Genomic DNA, 23,483 nt, shown 5'->3' with positions numbered 1-23,483 from the left:
CGTAGGTCATGCATGGATACGCACCCACACCGTGACAAGCACCGTCGCCGCCATCAACCACGCCACCGCCGCCACGGCGAGCGAAGCCTCCAGCCGCATCCGGTCGACCATCACATACAACGTTGCCAGGTACACAAAGTACGGAATGATCGACCACATGCCGAACACGATGGTGGTCTTCAGGTCATCAATCGAACGCCCCTTGCCGACGATGTAATGCGCGATCAAGGCAAAGGTCGGAAACAGCGGCACCAGGCCTGCGATGTAATAGTTCTTGGTCTTGGCCAGTGCCGCGAGAATCACGACCACGGCGGCGCCGAGTGCGGCTTTCAGTAGTAGATCCATCAGTGGCTCAGCCCGTATTTTTTCACTTTGTCGAACAGCGTGGTCTTGGCCATGCCCAGTTCCAGGCTCGCCTGTGTCAGGTTGCCGCCGCTGCGTTGCAGGGCATCGCTGAGCAAATTGCGCTCGAAGGCTTCCACTGCTTCGGCAAACGCCAGGCCCTGGCCAGCGCTGCCGGCGCCGGATTTCTTGAAGGCCGGCAGACCCAGGGCGAAACGCTCGGCGACGTTGCGCAGTTCACGCACGTTGCCCGGCCAGTCGTGGCTCATCAGGTTCGACAGGGTCTGGTTGTCCAGCTCCGGCAACGCGCGGTCGAAGCGCAGGGCTGATTGCTGAGTGAAGTGTTCGAACAGTTGCAGGATGTCTTCGCGGCGTTCGCGCAGCGGTGGCAACTCCAGAGTCACCACGTTAAGTCGGTAGTACAAGTCGCTGCGAAACTCGCCAGCCTTGCTCGATTCGTCGAGGTCGGATTTCGTCGCCGCAATCACCCGGCAATCCACCGCCACACTCTGGTTCGAACCGAGGCGTTCAAGGGTGCGTTCCTGCAATACGCGCAGCAGTTTGATCTGCAACGGCAGCGGCATGCTTTCCACTTCATCGAGGAACAGCGTACCGCCGTCGGCGTGTTCGATCTTGCCGATCCGGCGTTTGCCGGCGCCGGTAAAAGCGTTGGCTTCATGGCCGAAGATTTCGCTTTCAAAAAGGTTTTCCGGCAGGCCACCGCAGTTCAGCGCGACGAACTGCTTGCTGTGACGGCGGCTGAAATCGTGCAGGCAGCGGGCGACCAGTTCTTTGCCGGTGCCGGTTTCGCCTTCGATCAGCACGTTGGCCGAGGTGTCGGCGACGTTGGCGATCAGCTCGCGCAGGTTCTGCATGGCCGGCGAGCGACCGATGATGCGTCCTTCAAGAGAATCACGCTCGGCCAGTTGCCGGCGCAGCGATGAAACCTCGCGGGCGAGGCTGCGTTGCTCCAGCGCACGCCGCGCGACATCCACCAGACGCTCGGGGGAGAACGGTTTCTCCATGAAGTCGTAGGCGCCTTTTTGCATCGCGCCGACCGCCATGGAGATGTCGCCGTGGCCAGTGATCAGCACCACCGGCAAACTGCGGTCGCGTTGCTTGAGCCGGGTCAGCAGTTCCAGGCCATCGATGCCCGGCAAGCGAATGTCGCTGATGACGATCCCGGCAAAGTTGTCGCCGACACGTTCCAGCGCTTCTTCGGCACTGCCGACGCCGACGCAGGGAATGTCTTCCAGCGTCAGCGCTTGCTGGCAGCCGAGCAACACATGGGGGTCGTCTTCGACGATCAGCACACTAAGGTCGTGGTTCATATTGGCTCGGCAGGAGTAGGGCTTACCAACGGTAAACTGAGGACGAAGGTGGTGCCGCCGCTGGCCGGGTGTTCGACACCCAGATGCCCGCCCGTGGCGGCGGCGAGGCTGGCGGAAAGGGTCAGGCCCAGGCCCAGGCCTTGCTCACCCGGTTTGGTGGTGAAGAACGGTTCGAACAGATGCTTGCGTGCTTCAATGTCGATGCCGTGGCCGTTGTCGCGCACCCGCAGGCGATATTTGCCGTTGAACTCTTCACCTTCCAGCCACAGTTCCGGCAGCGGTTGCGCCTGCATGGCGTCGAGCGCGTTGCCGATCAGGTTGACCAGAATCTGTTCGAGGCGAGTCTGGTCGATATGCAATTGCACATCCATGAATTGCCGGTGCAGTTGCAGCGCCGAACTCTCCAGGCGTGCGCCGAGCAATTGCAGCGCGGCATCGACGGCTTTGCCGAGGCTGGCCTGGCCGTGGTTGTCACCGCGCCGGGCAAACGAACGCAGGCTGGCGGTGATCCGGCCCATGCGGTCGATCAGGTCGTTGATGGTCTTGAGATTGGTGCTGGCAACATCCAGCTGACCGCGCTCCAGAAAGCGCACGGTATTACCCGACAGCGTGCGCATGGCTGCCAGTGGCTGGTTCAATTCGTGGGCGATGCTGGTGGACATCTGGCCGATGGCGGCGAGTTTGCCAGCCTGGACCAGTTCATCCTGGGCGCGGCGCAACGTCTCTTCGGCCTGACGCCGCTCGCGGATCTGGCTCTTCAATCGATCGTTGCTGGCGCGCAGGTCGGCGGTGCGTTCGGTAATCCGACGCTCCAGTTGATTGTTGGCTTCCTGCAAGGCTTCGCGGGCGGCGAGGCGGGTGGCGATGACCTTGCGTCGCTCGTTCCAGGCGATCAGCAGGAAGGCCACCAGAGCAAACGCCACGGCCACCAGGATGCCCTGATTGATTGCTTCGCGCCGCAAATCCTGCAATGACGTGAGCAGGGTGAAATTCCACGGTGTGTCGCTCAAGGGACGGGTCTGCGCCAGATAGCTGATGTCGTCTTCATCGGAATCGACTTCGCTGTTGGCCGGGAAGGTGAGTTTCTCCACACCTTCGGACAATGTCTCCCTTGCCAGCGGTTGCAGTTCATTAAGCGGGAACCAGTAGTACTGCAGACTGCGGGCGAGTTTTTCCTTGGTCTCGTCGCTCAGCGGAACCACCGACTTCAAACGCCGCGCCGGATCGCTGGAGAGAATGATGATGCCGTTTTCGTCACTGACAAACGCTTCGAGGCGCGCCCGTTGCCAGCGTTCTTCCATGGCTTCCAGACGCACCTTGACCACGGCGACGCCGACGATCTTGCCGTGTTCTTCAAGGCCGTGGGCCAGGTAGTAACCGGGTTCGCCGTTGGTGCTGCCGATCCCGTAGAAGCGGCCGGGTTCGCCCCGTATGGCTTTCTGAAAGTAGGCGCGGAAGGACAGGTCTTCACCCAGGTAACTGTCGACATCGCGCCAGTTGCTGGTGGCCATGACGCGGCCGGTGGTGTCCATCACGTAGATAGCCCGACTGCGGCTGCGCCGGTTCAGGCCTTCAAGGTAAGCATTGACCGTTTGCCGGTGTTCCGGGGTCGGGTCGGCCAGCAATTGCGGGACACTGGTTTCCAGTTCCAGCAGGCTGGGCAGGTAGGTGTATTTGCTGATCTCGCTCTCGACCGCACGGGCGTGCAGTTCCAGTTGGCGCTGGCCGTTCTCGCCGAGGCTGCGAATACCAAAATGCTCACTGGTCCAGAAGCCGATAAAGCCCAGGCCGATCATCAGGGCGATGACCAGCGGCGGCAGGAACAGATGACGAATCAGACGGGGTTTCACGGCAAGTGATGGCGGCGCTGCGCGATAGAGAGTGGGGTCGCATTTCATCACAGTTGCCTTGGGTCAACCACAACACTTGTTTGTGAATCACCGCTGGTTTGGAGGTGAACTCTGTGGCGAGGGGATTTATCCCCGATCGGCTGCGCAGCAGTCGTCAAACCTATGCACGCTGTTTGACTTTGAAGTGCTGGGGCCGCTTCGCAGCCCAATCGGGGATAAATCCCCTCACCACAGGGGATCTCATTGTCAGGCAGCCCGCTCCCCATAGTCGGGGAGCGGGTTGTTGCTTTTAGTGCTGCAGAATCTTCTCGAGGAAATGCTGTGCGCGTTCGGAGCGGGCGTTGATGTCGCCGAAGAACTCCTCTTTCGGGCAGTCTTCGATGATCTTGCCGGCGTCCATGAAGATCACCCGATCAGCCACTTTGCGAGCGAAGCCCATTTCGTGGGTCACGCACATCATGGTCATCCCTTCGTGGGCCAGTTGCACCATCACGTCGAGCACTTCGTTGACCATTTCCGGGTCGAGCGCCGAGGTCGGTTCGTCGAACAGCATGACGATCGGGTCCATCGCCAGCGCACGGGCAATCGCCACACGCTGTTGCTGACCGCCGGACAATTGCCCCGGGTGCTTGTGGGCGTGGGCCGACAAGCCGACGCGCTCAAGCAGTTGCAGACCTTTTTTGGTCGCCTCTTCCTTGCTGCGGCCCAACACCTTGATCTGCGCGATGGTCAGGTTTTCGGTGATGGTCAGGTGCGGGAACAGTTCGAAATGCTGGAACACCATGCCCACGCGCGAACGCAGTTTCGGCAGGTTGGTCTTCGGGTCGGCAATCGAAGTGCCGTCCACGACGACGTCGCCTTTCTGGAACGGCTCCAGCGCGTTGACGCATTTGATCAGGGTCGATTTGCCGGAACCCGACGGGCCGCAGACCACGATCACTTCGCCTTTTTTGACCTCGGTGCTGCAATCAGTCAGCACCTGGAAGTCCCCATACCACTTGTTGATGTTTTTGATAGAGATCATACGGCGAACCTTTTTTGCAGACGCTTGACCAGCAGCGAGGCGGCAAAGCTGATGATGAAGTACACGACACCGGCGAAAATCAGGAACTCATTGGAACGACCAATGATGTCGCCGCTGGCGCGGGAGGCGTTGAGGAAGTCCACCAGGCCCACGGTGTAAACCAGCGAGGTGTCCTGGAACAAAATGATGCTCTGCTGCAGCAGCAGCGGGGTCATCTTGCGAAAGGCTTGCGGCAGGATGATCAGACGCATCATCTGCCCGTAGCTCATGCCCAGCGCTTGCGCTGCGCCCATCTGGCCTTTGGGAATCGACTGCACACCGGCCCGGACGATTTCGCAGAAGTACGCGGCTTCGAACATCATGAACGCCACGATGCACGAGGTGAACGCACCAATCGGGGTGTCTTCGCCGGTGATCCAGCGCAGCACGAACGGCACCGCCAGGTAGAACCAGGTGATCACCAGCAGCAGCGGAATCGAACGGAAATAGTTGACGTACGCACCGGCAACGTTCGACAGCAGTTTGTTATGCGACAGACGACACAGCGCCAGAATGGTGCCGAGAATGATCCCGCCGACCACGCCCATGGCCATCAGCTTGAGGGTCATCACCATGCCGTTCCACAAACCGGGAATGGCCGGGACGATGCCACTGAAATCGAATTCCATTATTTACCCCCCACGGAGATCAGGCCGGGCACGGCCACTTTCTTCTCGACCACGCGCATCAACAGCATGAGGCTCATGTTCAGGGTGAAATAGATCAGGGTCGCCAAGGTGAACGCTTCGAACAGGTTGGCCGAGAACTCAGCGGTCTGTTTGGTCTGCGCGAGCAGCTCCATCAAACCGATCAGCGAGGCCACGGAGGAGTTCTTGAACACGTTCAAAAATTCCGAGGTAAGCGGCGGAATGATGATCCGGTAGGCTTGGGGCAGCAGCACGTTCCAGTAGATCTGCGGCAGCTTGAAACCCATGGCGCGGGCGGCAGATTCCTGGCCGCGAGGCAGCGCCTGAATACCGGTGCGCACTTGTTCGCAAACACGCGCGGCGGTGAACAGGCCCAGGCACACGACAACACTCAGGTAGGCCGAGGTGGTCGGGTTGAGGTCCTGCTTGTACCACTCCTGCAGATCCGCCGGCAGCAGGTCGGGCACCAGGAAGTACCAGATGAACAGCTGAACCAGCAGCGGCACGTTACGGAAGAGTTCGACGTAGCAGGTCGCAATGCCCGACACGATGCGGTTCGGCACGGTGCGCATGACACCCAGTATCGAGCCCAGCAGCAGGGCGATGATCCAGGCCACGATGGCGATGGCGATGGTCCAGCCCAATCCGGAAATGAACCAGTCGAGATAAGTCTCGCTGCCCACGCCGGTGGACTTGAAGAACACGCTCCAGTCCCAGTTGTAATTCATTAGGGTCTCCCCTCGATTCGATCGATGTACAAGTGCCCGCTTGGGGAACTCCGTTCCCTCCCTGATCGTGAAGATCAGGCACACGCGATCGGCTCGATAGCCACCGGTTCGAGTGTTTCCAAAAAATGCCAGCAGGGAGTGACAAACTCCTGAAAGGGCCGCGCCCCTTCAGGAGATAAGGTTAGTCAGAAATCAGGATTTCTTGTCGTCAGCCGCTTTGTCGGTCGGATTGGCGATCAGGGCCTTGAGCTCATCGCTCATCGGGAAGTTCAGATTCAGGCCTTTTGGCGGGATCGGCGCCATGAACCACTTCTCGTAGATCTTGTTGATCGCGCCCGATGCGTAGGTCGCCTTGATAGCGTCATCCACAGCCTTTTTGAACGGCTCGTCACCTTTGCGCATCATGCAGCCGTAGATTTCGTACGACTGTGGAGTGCCGGTCACGGCCCAGTCGGTGGCTTTCTTGGCCTTGGCGGCTTCGCCGGCCAGCAGGGCGTCGTCCATCATGAACGCGACGGCACGACCCGATTCCAGCATCTGGAAGGATTCGCCATGGTCTTTGGCGGAGATGACGTTCATGCCCATCTGCTTGTCGGCGTTCATCGCCTTGAGGATGCGCTCGGACGTGGTGCCGGCGGTGGTCACGACGTTCTTGCCTTTCAGATCGTCGAAATCCTTGTACTTCGAGTCGACCTTGGACAGCAGACGGGTACCGATTTCGAAGATGCCGACGGAGAAGTCAACTTGCTGCTGACGCTCGACGTTGTTGGTGGTGGAGCCGCACTCGACGTCCACGGTGCCGTTCTGCACCAGCGGGATACGGGTTTGCGAAGTCACCAGGTTGTATTTGACTTGCAGGTTTGGCAGGTCGAGGTCTTTCTTGATCGCTTCGACGATGGCCAGCTGGATGTCGTGGGAGTAGCCGACCGGCTTGCCGGAAGCATCCGCGATGTAGGAAAACGGGATGGAGGCGTCGCGGTGGCCCAGGGTGATCACACCGGACTCTTTGATCTTCTTCAGGGTGCCGGTGAGTTCGGCGGCGAAAACTGGCGTGCTGATCAGAGCGGCAGCAATGGCTGCGCCCAGGATATGGGGAACGATGCGCATCAAATTTTCCTCGACATTGTTTTTTTTATGGAGCCAGTTTGTCGGCCCTTTTGTGCTTCGAATGCCTGACGGCTCCTGAAGTGTTGGCGCAACAGGCATTCGTCGAGAGAGTGTAGAGCATGAGTCGTGCCAGACCACCAGCCTGTCATTAACTATATGATTTATAACGTTATTAAAGTTTTGTGATGGTTTTTTAAGATCAAACTGATCCGGTTAACCGAATCGACCGTCAGGTCGCGTTCGGAAAACCGAATGGGGAGAGGGCCGGGAGGGGGCTGGTTCTGGCTGTCCAACAAAAAAGCCCCTGAATCTCACAATTCAGGGGCTTTCGTTCAAGCGCTGCTCAGATCAGGCCGCTTCAATCTTTCGATTCTGCTCGACCTTGCCCAGATATGCCGCCAGTTTTTCCTGCTCTGCCGGCGTGGTGAACAACCCCAGCTTGCTGCGGCGCCACAGAATGTCATGCGCGGTTGTCGCCCATTCTTCGCTGCACAGGTAATCGACTTCACGGGTGTAAAGCCCGCCACCAATGTGTTCACCCATATCGGCGAGGGTCTCGACACCTTCGAGCATGCGCCAGGTGCGGCTGCCGTAGGTGGTGGACCAGCGGCGAGCGATCTCGGTCGGTACGAAGTCGAACTTGTCGCGGATCAGCGCGCTCAGCGCCTGCGGGGTGGTCATGTCTTCGCCGCCGGGCAGGGTGGCGGTGGCCGTCCAGCTCGGGCGCATCTGGGTGAAGAACGGCATCAGTTGCGCCATCGCCGATTCGGCGAGTTTGCGATAGGTAGTCAGCTTGCCGCCGAACACCGACAGCAACGGCGCTTCTTCGGTACCGCCAGACAGTGCCAGGGTGTAATCGCGAGTCACGGCCGACGGATTGTCGGATTCGTCGTTGCACAGCGGACGTACGCCGGAATAGCTGTGCTGGATGTCGTCGCGGCTAATCTGCTTCTTGAAGTGGGCGTTGACTACTTTCAGCAAGTAATCGGTTTCGCCCTCGGTGATCGCCACTTTGGCCGGATCGCCGGTGTACTCACGGTCGGTAGTACCGATCAGGGTGAAGTGGTTCAGGTATGGAATGGTGAAGACGATGCGCTGGTCTTCGTTTTGCAGAATGTGCGCGTTTTCACCTTCGTACAGTTTCGGCACGATGATGTGGCTGCCCTGAATCAGACGGATGCCATACGGCGATTCCATCTTCAGGTCATCACGAATGAACTTGGCCACCCACGGACCGGCGGCGTTCACCAGCGCTTTGGCGGTAATCGAAAACAGGCTGCCGTCGGCGCGTTCCAGGTTCAGGTGCCACAGGCCCTTGGCGCGGCGGGCGCTGACGCAACGGGTCTGGGTGTGGACGTGGGCGCCTTTTTCACGGGCTGCCATGGCGTTCAATACAACGAGGCGGGCATCATCGACCCAGCAGTCGGAATATTCGAAGCCGTTCTTGATTTCGCTTTTCAACGCGCTGTCGGCGCCGAACTTCAGGCTTTTCGAACCTGGCAGCTTTTCGCGTTTGCCGAGGTTGTCATACAGGAACAGACCGGCACGGATCATCCACGCCGGACGCAGGTGCGGACGGTGCGGCAACACAAAGCGCATCGGCTTGACGATGTGCGGCGCCTTGGTCAGCAGCACTTCGCGCTCGGCCAGTGCTTCGCGTACCAGACGGAACTCGTAATGTTCGAGGTAGCGCAGGCCACCGTGGATCAACTTGCTGCTGGCCGACGAGGTGTGGCTGGCGAGGTCATCTTTTTCGCAAAGGAACACCGATAGACCGCGACCGGCGGCATCCGCTGCGATCCCCACCCCATTGATCCCGCCGCCGATGACGGCGAGGTCGTAGATCTCGGAGATAGGGGGCGTACGCAAGGTAGATGTGGACATCGGCTGGCCTCGGGCTCTTTTGATTTTATGTATTGGAAATCGAACATTAATGTTCATTTGCGAAAATGGTAGCCCATAAACACGCGCACAGCCAGTCGACTTCGATTGAAAAAACTCATCGAAGGGCAGGGAAAGGAAAATTTTCGAACATTAATAGGCGAAGAAGAGTGGTTGTGGTGAGGGGATTTATCCCCGATGGACTGCGAAGCAGTCCCAAAACCATCAAACGAGGTTCCACTTTGAAATGCTGAGGGGGCCGCTTCGCAGCCCCTCGGGGATAGATCCCCTCGCCACATGGGAATGCTGAGGGGGTTAAACGACTTCTAAACGAATCTTGTGCTGACTCAACAACTGCGCCAACGCGGGCACCGGCTGCTGATCGGTGACCAGACAATCAATCAGGCTGATCGGCCCAAGGCGAATCATCGCGTTACGTCCGAACTTGCTCGAGTCCGCCGCCAGAATCACCTGCCGTGCATTGGCAATGATCGCCTGGGAGACCCGCACTTCCTGATAATCGAAGTCGAGCAGGCTGCCGTCCTCGTCGATACCACTGATGCCAACCAAGGCGAAATCAACCTTGAACTGGTTGATGAAATCCACACTCGCCTGACCCACAACACCGCCATCGCGGCGCACGTTGCCGCCGGTCAGCAGCACATCGAAATCATCCTTGGCACTGAGCATCGATGCCACGTGCAGGTTGTTGGTGATGATCTTCAGATGGTTGTGATTGAGCAGGGCGCGGGCAATCGATTCGGTGGTGGTGCCGATATTGATGAACAGCGAGGCATGATCGGGGATCTGCGCGGCGATGGCTTCACCGATGCGTTGCTTTTCATCGCGCATCTGATCGGCGCGCATCGCATAGGCAGTGTTTTCGACGCTGGAATCATAGGCCGCACCGCCATGGTAGCGACGCAGCAGATTGGCTTCCGCGAGCTGATTGATGTCGCGGCGGATGGTTTGCGGGGTAACAACGAACAGCGTGGCCATTTCCTCGATGCTCACATAGCCGCGTTCGCGGACCAGCTCGAGGATTTGCTGCTGACGGGGAGGCAGATTCATGGGGCTTCCTTTGGGCTGCCGTGCAAAATTTGCCCATGATGCCGCAGGAATCCGCTCCCGACCAGTTTCCAGCCTTAGTCAGTCCTCAGACTGGCTTATTCAGCGTCTTCACGCGCCCAGTCACGGGTACGGCTGACGGCTTTTTTCCAGCCTTTATACAGCTTCTCTTTCTCGACTTCGTCCAGGCTCGGCTCGAATTCGCGCTCGATCACCGCTTTGCCGCGCAGTTCTTCCAGGCTGCCCCAGAAGCCGCACGCCAGGCCGGCCAGGTAAGCCGCGCCCAGTGCCGTGGTTTCACGCATTTGCGGGCGCTCGACCTGAGTGCCGAGGATGTCCGCCTGGAACTGCATCAGGAAGTTGTTCGCCACTGCGCCGCCGTCCACGCGCAGAGCCTTCAGGCGTTCGCCGGAGTCCTGTTGCATGGCGTCGAGGACGTCGCGGGTCTGATAGGCGATCGATTCCAGCGCGGCGCGGATGATGTGATCCACGCGCACGCCGCGAGTCAGGCCGAACAGCGCGCCACGGGCATACGGGTCCCAGTACGGAGCGCCCAGACCCGTGAAGGCCGGCACCAGGTACACGCCGTTGCTGTCCTTGACCTTGCTGGCGAAGTATTCGGTGTCGTGGGCGTCGTTGATGATCTTCAGTTCATCACGCAGCCACTGCACGGTCGAACCGCCGTTGAACACTGCACCTTCCAGCGCATAGGCGACTTCGCCGCGCGGGCCGCAAGCGATGGTGGTGAGCATGCCGTGCTTGGATTTCACCGCTTTGTCGCCGGTGTTCATGAGCAGGAAGCAACCAGTGCCGTAGGTGTTTTTTGCCTGGCCCGGCTCGACGCACATCTGGCCGAACAGTGCCGCTTGCTGGTCACCAGCGATACCGCCGATGGCGATGCCGCTCTTGGTGCGACCGTAAATTTCCGAAGACGCTTTCACTTCCGGGAGCATCTCGCGCGGGATGTCGAGGATCTCCAGCATCTTCGAATCCCACTCAAGCGAGTGGATGTTGAAGAGCATGGTGCGCGAGGCGTTGGTGTAGTCGGTGACGTGGACTTTGCCGCCGGTGAATTTCCAGATCAGCCAGCTATCGATGGTGCCGAACAGCAGTTCGCCGTTGCGCGCACGCTCGCGGCTGCCTTCGACGTTGTCGAGGATCCACTTCAGTTTGGTGCCGGAGAAGTACGGGTCGGTGACCAGGCCCGTGGTGTCACGGATATAGTCTTCGTGGCCGTCACGCTTGAGCTGTTGGCAGATCTCGGTGCTGCGGCGGCACTGCCAGACGATCGCGTTGTAGACCGGGCGACCGGTGGTCTTGTCCCAGACCACGGTGGTTTCACGCTGGTTGGTGATGCCGATGGCGGCCACTTGATCGTGATGCAGGCCGGCCTGGGCCAGTGCTTCAACCATCACCGCGCTCTGGGTGGCGAAGATTTCCATCGGGTCGTGTTCAACCCAACCGGCCTGCGGGTAATGCTGGGCGAATTCGCGCTGCGCGGTGCAGACCACGTTCGCGTCGCGGTCGAAAATGATCGCGCGGGAGCTGGTCGTACCCTGATCGAGGGCAATGATGTAGTTCTTATTCTGAATGTCGGTCATGTCGATTGCCTTGGACGAAATAAGGGAGAGTGGGCCGGGGCGCAGGCTCTATAGGGCAGGAGCCTGCGCCGACTGTTTCAAGAAGTTCTTGGTTTGCCTTCAATGGCCGGTTCTGCATCCTTTGTAGCAGGTGTGGCGCCGGTCAGGTGACGGGCGATGAGCCCGCGATACCCGGCAGCGCCGAGGCAGGCACCGACAATCGGTGCAAAAATCGGAATCAGGAAGTACGGGATTTCACGGGCGCCGGTGAAGGAAATTTCACCCCAGCCAGCGAAGAAAGTCATCAGTTTTGGACCGAAGTCTCGTGCCGGGTTCATCGCAAAACCGGTCAGCGGACCCATCGAGCTGCCGATCACCGCGATCAACAGGCCGATCAGCAGCGGCGCCATCGGGCCTTTTGGCAGACCGTTGTTGTCATCGGTCAGGGCCATGATCACGCCCATCAGGATGGCAGTGATGATCATCTCGACCAGGAATGCCTGAGCGGTAGACAGCACAGGGTTCGGGAAAGTGGAGAACACCGACGCCAACTCAAGGCTGGCAGCCGAGCCACGAACCATTTGGTGAGTTTGTTCGTAATCGAAGAAAAGATTGCTGTACAGCGTGTAGACCAGCAGCGCACCACAGAAGGCGCCGGCAATCTGCGAGACGATATAGAACGGCAGTTTGCGCTTTTCGAAGTCAGCAAAGATTGTCAGCGCAATGCTCACAGCAGGATTGAGGTGCGCACCGGAAACCCCTGCGGTGAGGTAGATCGCCATGCTCACGCCGACGCCCCAGATGATGCTGATTTCCCACAGGCCGAAGCTGGCGCCCGCGACTTTGAGCGCGGCGACACAACCGGTACCGAAAAAGATCAGGAGTGCAGTCCCCAGAAACTCGGCCATGCATTGGCCCGAGAGCGAAGGTTGCTGTAAAGCAGTTGTCATTGAAAACCTCGATTTTTGTTGTTGTCTGGCGCATTGCCAACAGGGCAATGCGCGATTTTCCCCGGGGCAGGATCCCCATCCTGTTCCCGGTTTACTGCTGAGTGCTGCGATGTCGACAATTCTTACATTATTCAGATTCGAAAAAATATAGACAAGAAACAAACCTGTCAAAGGTCGAAAGTGAACTGTCGGTCACAATTAAACTATTCGTTATGTGAATGATCGTTTGTGATCCGCGTGCTCAAAAGCCTGCAGCCCACGGGAAACGTGGCTTGGAATAGAGCCTTTTGTGGTGCGATGGCCTAAAATCCGCCACAGGTTTTTTCTGCCACTGCCGAGCCTGGAGCTGCCATGACCCCTGCGTTGGACTTGTTGAAAAAAGTTCGTGCCGAACATCGCGTGCACAGTTACGAACATGATCCGAAGGCCGCGTCCTATGGGCTGGAGGCCGCAGAAAAACTGGCGCTTGAGCCTGCTCAGGTGTTCAAGACGCTGCTGGCGGCGAGTGAAAAAGGTGAATTGTTAGTGGCTGTCGTGCCGGTCGTCGGAACGCTCGACCTCAAAGGTCTGGCGCATGCCGCCGGCGTGAAGAAAGTCGAGATGGCTGATCCGGCAGCCGCGCAGCGTTCCACCGGTTACCTGTTGGGAGGCATAAGCCCGTTGGGTCAGAAGAAGCGCCTGCGCACTTTTATCGATAGTTCAGCCCAGGGTTTTGCGACTATTTATGTCAGCGCCGGTCGGCGCGGGCTAGAGGTTGAGCTGGCGCCAATGGTCTTGGCCGAACATACCCAGGCAAAATTCGCCGAGATTGGTCGAACCTGAGATCGGCCTGCGCTGTATGAAGAAAATTGGCCGGTTCTGTCACTGGCGCTGATCCGACCCGCGCTGCATGCTCTGCCGACGAACTTAGGGAGAAGGTTATGCAGCTCGAGTTTTATCAGGTCGACGCATTCAGTGATCGGCCGTTCAGTGGCAATCCGGCGATGGTCTATCGACTCGACGCATGGCTGGCGGATGAGTTGATGCAGAAGATCGCCGCCGAGCACAATCTGGCGGAAACCGCATTTCTGGTGCGTGAAGGTCAGGCCTGGCACATCCGCTGGTTCACCCCGACTACAGAAGTGCCGTTGTGTGGGCACGCGACGCTGGCCAGTGCCTATGTCCTGTTCGAGATCTACAAGGAAACTGCCGAACGTCTGGACTTCGTTTGCAAGTCCGGACCGCTGAGTGTCAGTCGCGAAGGTGGCCGCTTGTGGTTGGACTTCCCGTCGATTGTGCCGTCGGAAATCGGTGTGACGCTGGATGTCGAGCGGGCGCTGGGCGTCGAAGCAGTGGATGTGCTCGGGTCAAATGAGTTGTTTGTAGTGCTGGAATCGGAGCAGGCCGTGCTCGATTGCAAGCCGGATATGGTCGCACTGGCCAAACTGCCATGGCTGGGCGCTATCGTCACAGCTCGCGGCAATCATCATGATTTTGTCTCGCGCTACTTCGCGCCGGCCATCGGCATCAATGAAGATCCAGTGACCGGTTCGACTCATTGCAGTCTGATTCCGTATTGGTCGAAGCGTCTGGGTAAATCCAGTCTGACCGCGTGCCAACGTTCGGCGCGGGGCGGGGAGTTGTTCTGTCGGCTGGAGGGTGAGCGGGTGAAGATCGGTGGCAATGCGACGCTCGTTGCGAGCGGTAAGTTGTTGCTCGCTTAAAAGCTAAAAGATCGCAGCCTTCGGCAGCTCCTACAGGGATCAATGTAGGAGCTGCCGAAGGCTGCGATCTTTTGATCTTAATAAGCGGTGCTGAATCGGCGCACGCCGTTTTCCACTGCTGGTATTTGCGCTGCTGTGCTGCCACTCGCCTGGAACAACACCAGATGTTCAGCGGCAACACGAATTCCGACCTCTGCGCCAACCTGATGATCAGCATGGCTCGGGAAAATCGATTCCAGTTGCGAGCCCGTCGGCAATTGCAGGCGATAGAGCGTCGAGGCGCCGAGGAATGTTTTGCCAATAATCCGTGCCTTCAGCGGACTGTCCGGCGCATAAACGATGTCGTCAGGACGCAACAGCACATCCACCGCACCACCAATCGGCCATGTATAAGCACGATTACCGCGCAGTTCACCCAGTTCGGTCTGCACCGATTCCGGAGTGTTCAGTTGGCCTCGAATGAAGTAACCCTGACCGATGAAACTGGCCACAAACGGCGTCGCCGGTTCGTGATAGAGGTTGTAGGGCGTGTCCCACTGTTCCAGTCGACCCTCCTTGAAGACGCCAACGTGATCACTCACGGCGAAGGCTTCTTCCTGGTCGTGGGTCACCAGAATCGCACTGGTGCCACGCGCCTTGAGGATGTCGCGCACTTCGTGGCTGAGCTTGCGGCGCAACTCGCCGTCGAGGTTGGAGAACGGCTCGTCGAGCAGCAGCAGTTGCGGTTCCGGTGCCAAGGCGCGGGCGAGGGCAACGCGCTGTTGCTGGCCGCCGGACAGCTCATGAGGGAAACGCTTGCCAAGGTTCTTCAGGTTGACCAGTTCCAGCAGCTCTTCGGTCACGCGATCCTTGTGCGGGTGCTTGCGGATGCCGAAGGCGATGTTGTCCGCGACGCTCAGGTGCGGGAACAGCGCGTAGTCCTGGAACACCATGCCGATCCGGCGTTTCTCCGGCGCGAGGGTGAAACCGGCGCTGGAAATGGTCTCGCCACCCAACGTGATTTCACCTTCGTGCACCGGTTCGAAACCGGCAATGGCACGCAGAGTGGTGGTCTTGCCGCAACCGGACGAGCCGAGCAGGCAGCCGATGTCACCGGCATTGAGGTGCAGATTGAGGTTCTGCACCACGCGTTGGTCTTGATAGCCGCAAGCGAGGTTGCGCAGGTTCAGCAGTAATTCATGGCTCATGCGTGGTGATATGCCGGTTCGACGAGGAACTCGAGCAGGGCCTTCTGTGCGTGGAGACGGTTTTCTGCCTGATCCCAAGCGACGGAGCGCGGGTCATCAAGCAGGTCGAGGCTGATTTCTTCGCCACGGTGCGCGGGCAGGCAGTGCATGAACAGCACGTCCTCGGCAGCGAGATCGAGCAGGGCGCGGTTGACCTGAAACGGTGCGAACAGCTTGAGGCGCTTGGCAGTTTCCTCTTCCTGGCCCATAGAGGTCCAGACGTCGGTGCTGACCAGATGCGCGCCGCGCACGGCATCCTGCGGATCGCGGACAATGGTCACGCGATCGCCGGCCTTGGCGACGAATTCAGGGTTCGGCTCGTAGCCTTCGGGGCAGGCTATACGCAACTGGAAGTCGAACTGGATCGCCGCTTCTATATAGCTGTTGCACATGTTGTTGCCGTCGCCGATCCAGGCCACGGTTTTGCCCTGAATCGAGCCGCGATGTTCCAGGAACGTTTGCATGTCGGCCAGCAACTGGCACGGGTGCAGGTCGTCGGACAGGCCATTGATCACCGGCACGCGCGAGTTGGCGGCGAATTCGGTCAGGGTGCTGTGGGCAAAGGTACGGATCATCACCGCGTCGAGCATGCTCGACATGACGATGGCGCAGTCGCCGATCGGCTCGCCACGGCCCAGTTGGGTGTCGCGCGGCGAAAGGAAGATCGCCTGGCCGCCGAGCTGGATCATGCCGGCCTCGAAGGAGATCCGGGTACGGGTCGAGGATTTCTCGAAGATCATCCCCAGCACGCGGTTTTTCAGAGGCTCGAACAGTACGCCGCGGTTACGCAGGTCCTTGAGCTCAACGCCTCGACGGATCACGCTGACCAGCTCTTCGGGCGTGCAATCCATCAGGGAGAGAAAGTGCCTTGCGCTCATCATTGACTACCTTTTTGCTACAAACCGCAGATGCTCAAAGCCTTGTTTATCGGAACAACGGGCGAGACCTGCGGCGTAAGCCGCACGGGGCGACGAAATAGGGGGAGGCGCGATATTGACACTAAATGTCGCGTTTTTCCAATAGGCTACGGTTTTTGCGGGATTCGGAGGGCGGACTTAATAGAGTCGTCACGCATTTGAAACCGGGTTCAGGACAGCAGCGAGCCTCTTTGTACACTGGCCTCGCAGGGCTTGGCAATCCGGTTTGGCGGGGATAGCGCCGCTTTGGTCGGTTTACGACCATGGCGCCATGCCACCACTTGGTCGGATGCTCAGTCTGAAACATTTGCTAAAGCAAAGTGCTGGGTTATAAATACGTTTCGAGCGACGCAGGAAGCCTCCGCATGGAATCGAAAGAAAAACTGTTAATGGAATTGCTGGGCCATACGGCTCGCTCTCTGACCCATCTCACCGCATCGGTCACTTCGATGTCCTTCGAACTGCTGCGCAGCGAAGACGACGTGGTCAAGGCTGCCAGCCGGCAGATGATCGACCGCATGGCGACCATCAGCGCCGGGCTAGACGAACACTGGCGGCTGATCGGTGAACTCACCGGCGTACACGTCGCCCACGAGCAGATCGAAACCATTCAGGAAATCCAGTTGCAGGCGCCGCCGCAACTGCCGTCCAACTGATCGCGGCGGGCTATCGGCTCGCCTGATAGCCGTCGATTCACAAGACGAACGTCGCTGGCGCCCCACCGACGTAGGGGCCATAGTTTTGTTCCCGCAGGCGTCATTACCTGCCCCAGAACAAAACAGAGACTGGCCATGACCAAGACTCTCCATCACCGTGCCTGCCACCTGTGTGAAGCCATTTGCGGCCTGACCATCGAGACCACCGAAACTGATGGCGCTGTCGCGATCACCTCGATCAAGGGCGATGCTCTCGACACCTTCAGCCGTGGCCACATCTGCCCCAAGGCCGTGGCCCTGCAAGACATTCAGAATGATCCTGATCGCCTGCGCCAGCCGATGCGCCGGGTCGGCAGTGAATGGCTGCCGATCGAGTGGGACGAGGCGTTCGCGCTGGTGGCCGAGCGGCTGGCGGCGATTCAGGAACGGCATGGGCAAAACGCGGTGGCGGTCTATCAAGGCAACCCGAGTGTGCATAACTATGGGCTGATGACTCACAGCAACTATTTCCTCGGTCTGCTGAAGACGCGCAATCGTTATTCCGCGACGTCGGTCGATCAATTGCCGCATCACCTCAGCAGCTACTTGATGTACGGCCATGGCTTGCTGTTGCCGATCCCGGACATCGATCACACCGACTTCATGCTGATCCTCGGTGGTAATCCGTTGGCGTCCAACGGCAGCATCATGACTGTGCCTGACGTGGAGAAACGCCTGAAAGCGATTCAGGCGCGCGGCGGCAAAGTGGTGGTGGTCGACCCACGGCGCAGCGAGACGGCAGCGATCGCCGATCAGCATCTGTTCGTGCGCCCGGGCGGCGATGCGGCGCTGCTGTTTGGCATGCTCAACACGTTGTTTGATGAAGGCCTGACCCGCGACAGTCATTTGCCAGTCGATGGGCTGGACGAAGTCCGCGCCGCCGTGGCGACGTTCACCGCTGAAGCCATGAGTCCGTTGTGCGCCGTTCCCGCCGAACAGATTCGCCAACTGGCCCGCGACTTTGCTGCCGCACCAAGCGCGGTGTGCTACGGGCGGATGGGCGTATCGACTCAGGCGTTCGGCACCTTGTGTCACTGGGTGGTGCAGTTGATCAACCTGGTGACCGGTAACCTGGATCGCGTCGGCGGTGCGCTGTGCACCGAGCCTGCTGTTGATCTGGTGGCGTCGACCTCGGGCGGGCATTTCAACAAATGGCAAAGCCGTGTTTCCGGGCGCCCCGAGTACGGCGGCGAACTGCCGGTGTCGGCACTGGCTGAAGAGATGCTCACCGAAGGCGAGGGGCAGATCCGCGCGCTGATCACCGTTGCAGGCAACCCGGTGTTGTCGACGCCCAACGGCCGACAATTGGAGCAAGCGCTGGACGGTCTGGAGTTCATGGTCAGCATCGACCTGTACATCAACGAAACCACCCGTTATGCCGACCTGATCCTGCCGTCCACTTCTGCGCTGGAGAACGATCACTACGACACCACGTTCAACCTGTTCGCGGTGCGCAACGTTAGTCGTTTCAACCGCGCGATCCTCGCCAAGCCTGAGGGCGCGCTGCATGACTGGGAGATCTTTGTCGGGTTGGCCAAGGCCTTTGCCGAGCAAACCGGCAAGGAGCTCAAACCAACGATGCCGCCGGCGAAGATGATCGACATGGGGCTGCGCATGGGCCTCTATGGCGATGCTTCAGAGCATAAGCTGTCGCTGGCGACGCTGTTCGATCATCCCCATGGCGTTGATCTGGGCGCGTTGAAACCGAATCTGGCGAAGCGTCTGAAAACGCCTGATCAGCGGGTGCAAGCAGCGCCGCCGGAGATCCTCGCGGATCTCGCACGCTTCGCCGCATTGCAGGCGCCGGCCGCCGATGAGCTGTTAATGATTGGCCGCCGCCATGTGCGCAGCAATAATTCGTGGATGCACAATTACCATCGTCTGGTGAAGGGCAAGCCGCGTCATCAGTTGCTGATGCATCCGGATGATCTCGCCAGCCGTGGGCTCAATGACGGTCAGTTGGTGCGGGTCAGTTCGCGGGTCGGGCAGATCGAAGTGGAAGTGCTCAGCAGTCTGGACATGATGAGGGGCGTGGTCAGCCTGCCGCACGGTTGGGGCCATGCGCGCCCTGGTGTGCAGATGGCGATTGCCAGCGGTCAGCCGGGTTCGAGTGCCAACGACCTGACGGATGAATGCCAGCTCGACGAGTTGTCCGGTAATGCCGCGCTCAATGGCGTGCCGGTGACAGTGGCGGCGGCTTGAACATGTCTGTCGGGGAGACCGAGCATGGCGCTCGGGATTCCGTTACAATGCGCCACCGTGCCGACCCATGAGTCGGAAAGTTCAGCCGAGGTGCTCCATGGATATCATCGAAACGATTAAAGAGCAGATTGCCAACAACACCATTCTGCTTTACATGAAAGGCTCGCCGAATGCCCCACAGTGTGGCTTTTCCGCGAAAGCTGCGCAGGCTGTGATGGCATGTGGCGAAAAGTTTGCGTACGTGGACATCCTGCAGAACCCGGAAATCCGCGCCAACCTGCCAAAGTACGCCAACTGGCCGACTTTCCCGCAACTGTGGGTGGGTGGTGAGCTGGTCGGCGGCAGCGACATCATGACCGAGATGTCTGCAGACGGTTCGCTGCAAACCACCATCAAGGCTGCTGTCGAAGCGGCTGCTGCGAACAAGTCCGAAGCCTGATTGGCTTCTGTGGGTTTCAGCAAATGCTGAAACCCGGGCAATAAAAAGCCCCGCGCCTCGAAAGAGGGCGGGGCTTTTTAGTGTCGCAAGTTTAGCGGGCGCTAACTTACTCTTCGCCCATCTGCGATTGCAGATAGTTCTCAAGACCGACTTTGTCGATCAGGCCCAGTTGGGTTTCCAGCCAGTCGATATGTTCTTCTTCGGATTCGAGAATGTCTTCGAGCAGTTCACGGCTACCGAAGTCGCCAACGGTCTCGCAATGCGCGATGGCGGCTTTAAGGTCGGCGTGGCCGGTCTTCTCGATACGCAGGTCGCACTCCAGCATTTCTTTGGTGTGCTCACCGATGTGCAGCTTGCCCAGATCCTGCACGTTCGGCAGGCCTTCGAGGAACAGGATGCGCTTGATCAGCTTGTCCGCGTGCTTCATCTCGTCGATGGATTCTTTGTACTCGTGCTTGCCCAGCTTGTTCAGGCCCCAATCTTCATACATGCGCGCATGCAGGAAGTACTGATTGATCGCGACCAGCTCATTGGCAAGGATCTTGTTGAGATGCTGGATGACTGTAATGTCGCCTTTCATGATCGGAGTCCTGCCCTGTAATAGCTGTATATAAGGCGGAGTTTGAGCTGCACGTTTATAAGTGTCAAACCTAAGTTATTGAATAATAAATGAAAATAAATCTGAATAAGAATGTTTGTGTTCCGCGTCTAGAGCCTAACCGATTGATTTGCGGGCATAAAAAAACCGGACATAAGTCCGGTTCTTTGAAATAGGGGTAATTACGCAGCAGTAAATTCTACTGGATAGGGGATCGCAGCCTGGGCGGTTTGCAGCTTCGTCAGGGTTTCGCGAACCACTTCCTTGGCCAGGCAGGCACATTTGCCGCATTGGCTGGCGACGCCGGTGGCTTGGCGCACTTCTTTGTAGCTGCAGCAACCTTCATAGATCGCATCGCGGATTTGACCGTCGGTGACGCCAGTGCAGAGACAAACATACATAAGTGAGAACCGTCGCTGGTTGTGACTCAATTGCGATGGATCTTAATGTTAACGAGAATGATTGTCAAAGTGCTTTCGGAAGGCTTTTGCCGGGATTAGCGAGTGACTGACGAGCGGTAGTGACTGGCCATCTGCCTGGCCCTGTAAATGCAACGCCGTTATCCGCCTGCTTTAAAAAACCGTTAAGGACAGGCCAAAAACGCAGTGTATGATGGTCGGCCCTTGCGAAGGGGGTTCGTGTCACAGGGCTGTCGCCTCAGGGTGGCAGGCTGGCCCGGACCCTGAACTTCAAGTTTTTACACCAGGAGATATCAATGAGCGTACTCGTAGGCAAACAAGCCCCTGACTTCACCGTCCCGGCCGTACTCGGCAATGGCGAGATCGTTGACAGCTTCACCCTGTCCTCGGCCATCAAAGGCAAATACGGCCTGGTGTTCTTCTACCCACTGGACTTCACCTTCGTCTGCCCGTCCGAGCTGATCGCTCTGGACAACCGCATGGCTGACTTCAAAGCACGCAACGTTGAAGTGATCGCTGTGTCGATCGACTCGCACTTCACCCACAACGCCTGGCGCAACACTCCAGTGAACAATGGCGGCATCGGTCAGGTGAAATACACCATGGCTGCCGACATGAAGCACGAAATCGCCAAGGCCTACGACGTTGAATCCGAAGGCGGCGTGGCTTTCCGTGGCGCGTTCCTGATCGACGACAAGGGCGTTGTCCGCTCGCAGATCATCAACGACCTGCCGCTGGGCCGTAACATGGAAGAGCTGATCCGTCTGGTCGACGCTCTGCAATTCCACGAAGAGCACGGCGAAGTCTGCCCTGCCAACTGGAAGAAAGGCGACAAAGGCATGAACGCTTCGCCAGAAGGCGTTGCTGCATACCTGACCGAGAACGCTGCTGCCCTGTAAGGCATCAACGTCGAGGTACAAAAAAACCGGCCCACGTGGCCGGTTTTTTATGCGCGGTTGAAACGGCGACGATCAGTCGTCGAAGTCTTCCCAGCCACCCATCTGTTTCCAGCGGTTGACGATGCCGCAGAACAGCTCGGCAGTCTTCTCTGTGTCGTAACGCGCCGAGTGCGCCTCACGGCCGTCGAAATCGATGTCCGCTGCCTGACAGGCTTTTGCCAGGACGGTTTGGCCATAAGCCAGACCAGCCAGTGTCGCGGTATCGAAACTCGAAAACGGATGGAACGGATTGCGCTTCATGTCCAGCCGCGCGACGGCGGCATTCAGGAAGCCGAGATCGAAGCTGCTGTTGTGGCCGACCAGAATCGCTCGCTTGCAGCCGTTGGCCTTCAGCGCCTTGCGGATGCCACGGAAGATGTCGGTGAGAGCCGTCTCTTCACTGACCGCCATGCGCAATGGGTGATCAAGCTTGATCCCGGTGAACTCCAGCGCCGCTGCTTCAATGTTGGCGCCTTCGAAAGGCTCAACGCGGAAGAAGTAGGTGTGATCCGGATATACAAAACCCTTTTCATCCATGGCGATGGTGGTCGCGGCAATCTCCAGCAATGCGTCGGTGGCCGAGTTGAAGCCACCGGTTTCTACGTCGACGACAACCGGCAGGTAACCGCGAAAACGCGCTGCCATCGGATGACGGGAACCGCCGCCGCCACCTTGACCTTCCAGTTCGTCGTCGAAATGGTCTTCACTCACGCGTGTTCCTCCAGCAGGCGCCAGCGCAGTTTTTCACCGGCGCGCAGCGGGATAACGGTCAGCTCGCCAAATGGCAGGCTGGTTGGGGCGGTCCATTCTTCGCGAACCAGGGTGATGCGATCGGTGTTGGCCGGCAAACCGTAGAAACGCGGACCATTGAGGCTGGCGAACGCTTCGAGCTTGTCCAGGGCATTACGCTGTTCGAACGCTTCGGCATACAACTCGATGGCGGCGTACGCGGTGTAGCAGCCGGCACAGCCGCAAGCGGCTTCCTTGGCGTGCTGGGCGTGCGGTGCCGAATCGGTGCCGAGGAAGAACTTCGCGCTACCGCTGGTGGCGGCGTCGAGCAGGGCTTCCTGGTGCGTATTGCGCTTGAGAATCGGCAGGCAATAGAAGTGCGGCCGAATCCCGCCAACCAGCATGTGATTGCGGTTGTACAGCAGGTGATGCGCAGTGATGGTTGCGCCGACGTTGGCCGATGCCTCGTTGACGAACTGCACGGCGTCGCCGGTGGTGATGTGTTCGAACACCACTTTCAGCGTTGGGAAACGCTCGACCACACGGCGCATGTGTTCATCGATGAAGATCTTTTCGCGGTCGAAGACATCGACGTCGCCGCGAGTGACTTCGCCGTGGATCAGCAGCGGCATGCCGACTTCGGCCATGGCTTCCAGCGCCGGGAAAATCTTGTCGATGCTGGTCACCCCGGAATCGGAGTTGGTCGTGGCGCCAGCCGGATACAACTTGGCGGCGTGTACGAAACCGCTGGCCTTGGCTTCACGAATTTCTTCGGGTTGGGTGCGGTCGGTGAGGTACAGCACCATCAACGGCTCGAAACGACTGCCGGCCGGGCGGGCAGCGAGAATCCGCTGGCGATAGCCGTCGGCTTCAGCGGCGTTGCGCACCGGAGGTACCAGGTTGGGCATGATGATGGCGCGACCAAAAGTGCGCGCAACATCGGCAACGGTATTGGTCAACACGGCACCATCGCGAAGATGAATGTGCCAGTCGTCGGGACGCAGCAGGGTCAGGCGGTCGGACATGAGGGGATTCCAGGCGGGTCAAACTGAGGCGAATGCTACCGGAAA

23 protein-coding genes are annotated in these 23,483 nt (G+C 58.9%); 6 read left to right on the top strand and 17 right to left on the bottom strand.

All coding sequences use genetic code 11. The features are described 5' to 3' along the window. Positions 1 to 6: 6 nt before the first annotated feature. The 11 genes from ACA074_RS22135 to ACA074_RS22085 all read right to left on the bottom strand — a co-directional run bounded on the left by ACA074_RS22135 (position 7) and on the right by ACA074_RS22085 (position 12,547). On the bottom strand, positions 7 to 345 hold the full coding sequence (locus ACA074_RS22135) for a GlpM family protein (RefSeq protein ID WP_325717581.1): 339 nt from the start codon (positions 343 to 345) through the stop codon (positions 7 to 9). After that, the gene (aauR, locus tag ACA074_RS22130) at positions 345 to 1,673 is read right to left on the bottom strand and encodes a two-component response regulator AauR (RefSeq protein WP_187680187.1); all 1,329 of its coding nucleotides are present in this window, start codon (positions 1,671 to 1,673) and stop codon (positions 345 to 347) included. The genes ACA074_RS22135 and aauR overlap by 1 nt, the downstream gene beginning before the upstream one ends. Next, complete coding sequence (gene aauS, locus ACA074_RS22125) at positions 1,670 to 3,571, bottom strand: two-component sensor histidine kinase AauS (RefSeq protein WP_401266476.1); 1,902 nt, start codon at positions 3,569 to 3,571, stop codon at positions 1,670 to 1,672. The genes aauR and aauS overlap by 4 nt, the downstream gene beginning before the upstream one ends. A 241-nt stretch (positions 3,572 to 3,812) precedes the next feature. Beyond that, positions 3,813 to 4,547: an amino acid ABC transporter ATP-binding protein gene (locus tag ACA074_RS22120; RefSeq protein ID WP_187678185.1), complete on the bottom strand. Its 735-nt coding sequence runs from the start codon at positions 4,545 to 4,547 to the stop codon at positions 3,813 to 3,815. Next, positions 4,544 to 5,215: an amino acid ABC transporter permease gene (locus ACA074_RS22115; protein WP_095190467.1), complete on the bottom strand. Its 672-nt coding sequence runs from the start codon at positions 5,213 to 5,215 to the stop codon at positions 4,544 to 4,546. Before ACA074_RS22115 ends, ACA074_RS22120 begins: the two co-directional genes overlap by 4 nt. After that, entirely contained in the window at positions 5,215 to 5,961 is a 747-nt protein-coding gene (locus ACA074_RS22110; RefSeq protein WP_042560752.1) for an amino acid ABC transporter permease, read from the bottom strand. The genes ACA074_RS22115 and ACA074_RS22110 overlap by 1 nt, the downstream gene beginning before the upstream one ends. A 192-nt stretch (positions 5,962 to 6,153) precedes the next feature. Beyond that, on the bottom strand, positions 6,154 to 7,068 hold the full coding sequence (locus ACA074_RS22105) for a glutamate/aspartate ABC transporter substrate-binding protein (RefSeq protein WP_187678184.1): 915 nt from the start codon (positions 7,066 to 7,068) through the stop codon (positions 6,154 to 6,156). A gap of 348 nt (positions 7,069 to 7,416) precedes the next feature. Further along, positions 7,417 to 8,952 carry a glycerol-3-phosphate dehydrogenase gene (glpD, locus tag ACA074_RS22100; protein WP_497677797.1) on the bottom strand — a complete coding sequence of 512 codons (1,536 nt, stop codon included), beginning with the start codon at positions 8,950 to 8,952 and terminating at the stop codon, positions 7,417 to 7,419. 312 nt (positions 8,953 to 9,264) lie between these two features. Further along, positions 9,265 to 10,020, bottom strand: a complete 756-nt coding sequence (locus ACA074_RS22095; RefSeq protein WP_007916700.1) for a DeoR/GlpR family transcriptional regulator — start codon at positions 10,018 to 10,020, stop codon at positions 9,265 to 9,267. Between the two features lie 95 nt (positions 10,021 to 10,115). Continuing rightward, positions 10,116 to 11,618, bottom strand: a complete 1,503-nt coding sequence (glpK, locus tag ACA074_RS22090; protein ID WP_187678182.1) for a glycerol kinase GlpK — start codon at positions 11,616 to 11,618, stop codon at positions 10,116 to 10,118. A gap of 77 nt (positions 11,619 to 11,695) precedes the next feature. Further along, positions 11,696 to 12,547: an MIP/aquaporin family protein gene (locus tag ACA074_RS22085; RefSeq protein ID WP_187678181.1), complete on the bottom strand. Its 852-nt coding sequence runs from the start codon at positions 12,545 to 12,547 to the stop codon at positions 11,696 to 11,698. Positions 12,548 to 12,898: 351 nt separating this feature from the next. Here ACA074_RS22085 and ybaK point away from each other — a divergent pair, with 351 nt between their 5' ends. Both ybaK and ACA074_RS22075 read left to right on the top strand, forming a co-directional pair. Beyond that, positions 12,899 to 13,369, top strand: coding sequence for a Cys-tRNA(Pro) deacylase (gene ybaK / locus ACA074_RS22080; RefSeq protein WP_489878824.1), 471 nt, complete (start codon positions 12,899 to 12,901; stop codon positions 13,367 to 13,369). A 98-nt stretch (positions 13,370 to 13,467) separates the two neighbouring features. Next, positions 13,468 to 14,250 carry a PhzF family phenazine biosynthesis protein gene (locus tag ACA074_RS22075; protein ID WP_401266485.1) on the top strand — a complete coding sequence of 261 codons (783 nt, stop codon included), beginning with the start codon at positions 13,468 to 13,470 and terminating at the stop codon, positions 14,248 to 14,250. A gap of 77 nt (positions 14,251 to 14,327) precedes the next feature. Here the strand turns inward: ACA074_RS22075 and ACA074_RS22070 are convergent, their stop codons facing one another. Then, on the bottom strand, positions 14,328 to 15,437 hold the full coding sequence (locus ACA074_RS22070) for an ABC transporter ATP-binding protein (protein ID WP_489878826.1): 1,110 nt from the start codon (positions 15,435 to 15,437) through the stop codon (positions 14,328 to 14,330). Beyond that, entirely contained in the window at positions 15,434 to 16,354 is a 921-nt protein-coding gene (gene argF / locus ACA074_RS22065) for an ornithine carbamoyltransferase (protein ID WP_100845205.1), read from the bottom strand. The genes ACA074_RS22070 and argF overlap by 4 nt, the downstream gene beginning before the upstream one ends. A 404-nt stretch (positions 16,355 to 16,758) precedes the next feature. Here argF and plzR point away from each other — a divergent pair, with 404 nt between their 5' ends. The 3 genes from plzR to grxD all read left to right on the top strand — a co-directional run bounded on the left by plzR (position 16,759) and on the right by grxD (position 19,729). After that, positions 16,759 to 17,049, top strand: coding sequence for a PlzR type 4 pili assembly inhibitor (gene plzR, locus ACA074_RS22060; protein WP_103305479.1), 291 nt, complete (start codon positions 16,759 to 16,761; stop codon positions 17,047 to 17,049). Positions 17,050 to 17,184: 135 nt separating this feature from the next. Further along, positions 17,185 to 19,290 (top strand): molybdopterin oxidoreductase family protein, encoded by a 2,106-nt coding sequence (locus ACA074_RS22055; protein ID WP_497677796.1) that lies wholly within the window; start codon positions 17,185 to 17,187, stop codon positions 19,288 to 19,290. Between the two features lie 97 nt (positions 19,291 to 19,387). Further along, positions 19,388 to 19,729, top strand: a complete 342-nt coding sequence (gene grxD / locus ACA074_RS22050; RefSeq protein ID WP_187678175.1) for a Grx4 family monothiol glutaredoxin — start codon at positions 19,388 to 19,390, stop codon at positions 19,727 to 19,729. A 106-nt stretch (positions 19,730 to 19,835) separates the two neighbouring features. On the opposite strand, the gene bfr is transcribed toward grxD, so the two are convergent. Then, the gene (gene bfr, locus ACA074_RS22045) at positions 19,836 to 20,309 is read right to left on the bottom strand and encodes a bacterioferritin (protein ID WP_187678174.1); all 474 of its coding nucleotides are present in this window, start codon (positions 20,307 to 20,309) and stop codon (positions 19,836 to 19,838) included. Between the two features lie 200 nt (positions 20,310 to 20,509). Continuing rightward, positions 20,510 to 20,728, bottom strand: a complete 219-nt coding sequence (locus ACA074_RS22040; protein WP_093430580.1) for a bacterioferritin-associated ferredoxin — start codon at positions 20,726 to 20,728, stop codon at positions 20,510 to 20,512. A gap of 314 nt (positions 20,729 to 21,042) precedes the next feature. Between ACA074_RS22040 and ACA074_RS22035 the strand changes: the two genes are divergently transcribed. Then, complete coding sequence (locus tag ACA074_RS22035; RefSeq protein WP_187678173.1) at positions 21,043 to 21,645, top strand: peroxiredoxin; 603 nt, start codon at positions 21,043 to 21,045, stop codon at positions 21,643 to 21,645. Between the two features lie 72 nt (positions 21,646 to 21,717). On the opposite strand, the gene rnt is transcribed toward ACA074_RS22035, so the two are convergent. Together rnt and pyrC are read right to left on the bottom strand one after the other, a co-directional pair. Further along, positions 21,718 to 22,395 carry a ribonuclease T gene (rnt, locus tag ACA074_RS22030; protein WP_095190452.1) on the bottom strand — a complete coding sequence of 226 codons (678 nt, stop codon included), beginning with the start codon at positions 22,393 to 22,395 and terminating at the stop codon, positions 21,718 to 21,720. Continuing rightward, positions 22,392 to 23,438: a dihydroorotase gene (pyrC, locus tag ACA074_RS22025; protein ID WP_095190451.1), complete on the bottom strand. Its 1,047-nt coding sequence runs from the start codon at positions 23,436 to 23,438 to the stop codon at positions 22,392 to 22,394. Before pyrC ends, rnt begins: the two co-directional genes overlap by 4 nt. Positions 23,439 to 23,483: the final 45 nt, after the last annotated feature.

Source organism: Pseudomonas sp. LBUM1655, assembly GCF_059716085.1.
This window is presented reverse-complemented; position numbering and strand designations above follow the sequence as displayed.

What these genes read in the sequence shown, in the direction of transcription:
- ybaK (WP_489878824.1), top strand. Translation starts at nt 12,899, where the DNA reads ATGACCCCTGCGTTGGACTTGTTGAAAAAAGTTCGTGCCGAACATCGC.
- ACA074_RS22120 (WP_187678185.1), bottom strand. Translation starts at nt 4,547, where the DNA reads ATGATCTCTATCAAAAACATCAACAAGTGGTATGGGGACTTCCAGGTG.
- ACA074_RS22035 (WP_187678173.1), top strand. Translation starts at nt 21,043, where the DNA reads ATGAGCGTACTCGTAGGCAAACAAGCCCCTGACTTCACCGTCCCGGCC.
- ACA074_RS22070 (WP_489878826.1), bottom strand. Translation starts at nt 15,437, where the DNA reads ATGAGCCATGAATTACTGCTGAACCTGCGCAACCTCGCTTGCGGCTAT.
- aauR (WP_187680187.1), bottom strand. Translation starts at nt 1,673, where the DNA reads ATGAACCACGACCTTAGTGTGCTGATCGTCGAAGACGACCCCCATGTG.
- ACA074_RS22110 (WP_042560752.1), bottom strand. Translation starts at nt 5,961, where the DNA reads ATGAATTACAACTGGGACTGGAGCGTGTTCTTCAAGTCCACCGGCGTG.
- aauS (WP_401266476.1), bottom strand. Translation starts at nt 3,571, where the DNA reads ATGAAATGCGACCCCACTCTCTATCGCGCAGCGCCGCCATCACTTGCC.
- ACA074_RS22055 (WP_497677796.1), top strand. Translation starts at nt 17,185, where the DNA reads ATGACCAAGACTCTCCATCACCGTGCCTGCCACCTGTGTGAAGCCATT.
- glpK (WP_187678182.1), bottom strand. Translation starts at nt 11,618, where the DNA reads ATGACCGACATTCAGAATAAGAACTACATCATTGCCCTCGATCAGGGT.
- grxD (WP_187678175.1), top strand. Translation starts at nt 19,388, where the DNA reads ATGGATATCATCGAAACGATTAAAGAGCAGATTGCCAACAACACCATT.
- glpD (WP_497677797.1), bottom strand. Translation starts at nt 8,952, where the DNA reads ATGTCCACATCTACCTTGCGTACGCCCCCTATCTCCGAGATCTACGAC.
- ACA074_RS22085 (WP_187678181.1), bottom strand. Translation starts at nt 12,547, where the DNA reads ATGACAACTGCTTTACAGCAACCTTCGCTCTCGGGCCAATGCATGGCC.
- ACA074_RS22115 (WP_095190467.1), bottom strand. Translation starts at nt 5,215, where the DNA reads ATGGAATTCGATTTCAGTGGCATCGTCCCGGCCATTCCCGGTTTGTGG.
- plzR (WP_103305479.1), top strand. Translation starts at nt 16,759, where the DNA reads ATGGAATCGAAAGAAAAACTGTTAATGGAATTGCTGGGCCATACGGCT.
- ACA074_RS22135 (WP_325717581.1), bottom strand. Translation starts at nt 345, where the DNA reads ATGGATCTACTACTGAAAGCCGCACTCGGCGCCGCCGTGGTCGTGATT.
- ACA074_RS22105 (WP_187678184.1), bottom strand. Translation starts at nt 7,068, where the DNA reads ATGCGCATCGTTCCCCATATCCTGGGCGCAGCCATTGCTGCCGCTCTG.
- ACA074_RS22040 (WP_093430580.1), bottom strand. Translation starts at nt 20,728, where the DNA reads ATGTATGTTTGTCTCTGCACTGGCGTCACCGACGGTCAAATCCGCGAT.
- ACA074_RS22075 (WP_401266485.1), top strand. Translation starts at nt 13,468, where the DNA reads ATGCAGCTCGAGTTTTATCAGGTCGACGCATTCAGTGATCGGCCGTTC.
- ACA074_RS22095 (WP_007916700.1), bottom strand. Translation starts at nt 10,020, where the DNA reads ATGAATCTGCCTCCCCGTCAGCAGCAAATCCTCGAGCTGGTCCGCGAA.
- bfr (WP_187678174.1), bottom strand. Translation starts at nt 20,309, where the DNA reads ATGAAAGGCGACATTACAGTCATCCAGCATCTCAACAAGATCCTTGCC.
- argF (WP_100845205.1), bottom strand. Translation starts at nt 16,354, where the DNA reads ATGAGCGCAAGGCACTTTCTCTCCCTGATGGATTGCACGCCCGAAGAG.
- pyrC (WP_095190451.1), bottom strand. Translation starts at nt 23,438, where the DNA reads ATGTCCGACCGCCTGACCCTGCTGCGTCCCGACGACTGGCACATTCAT.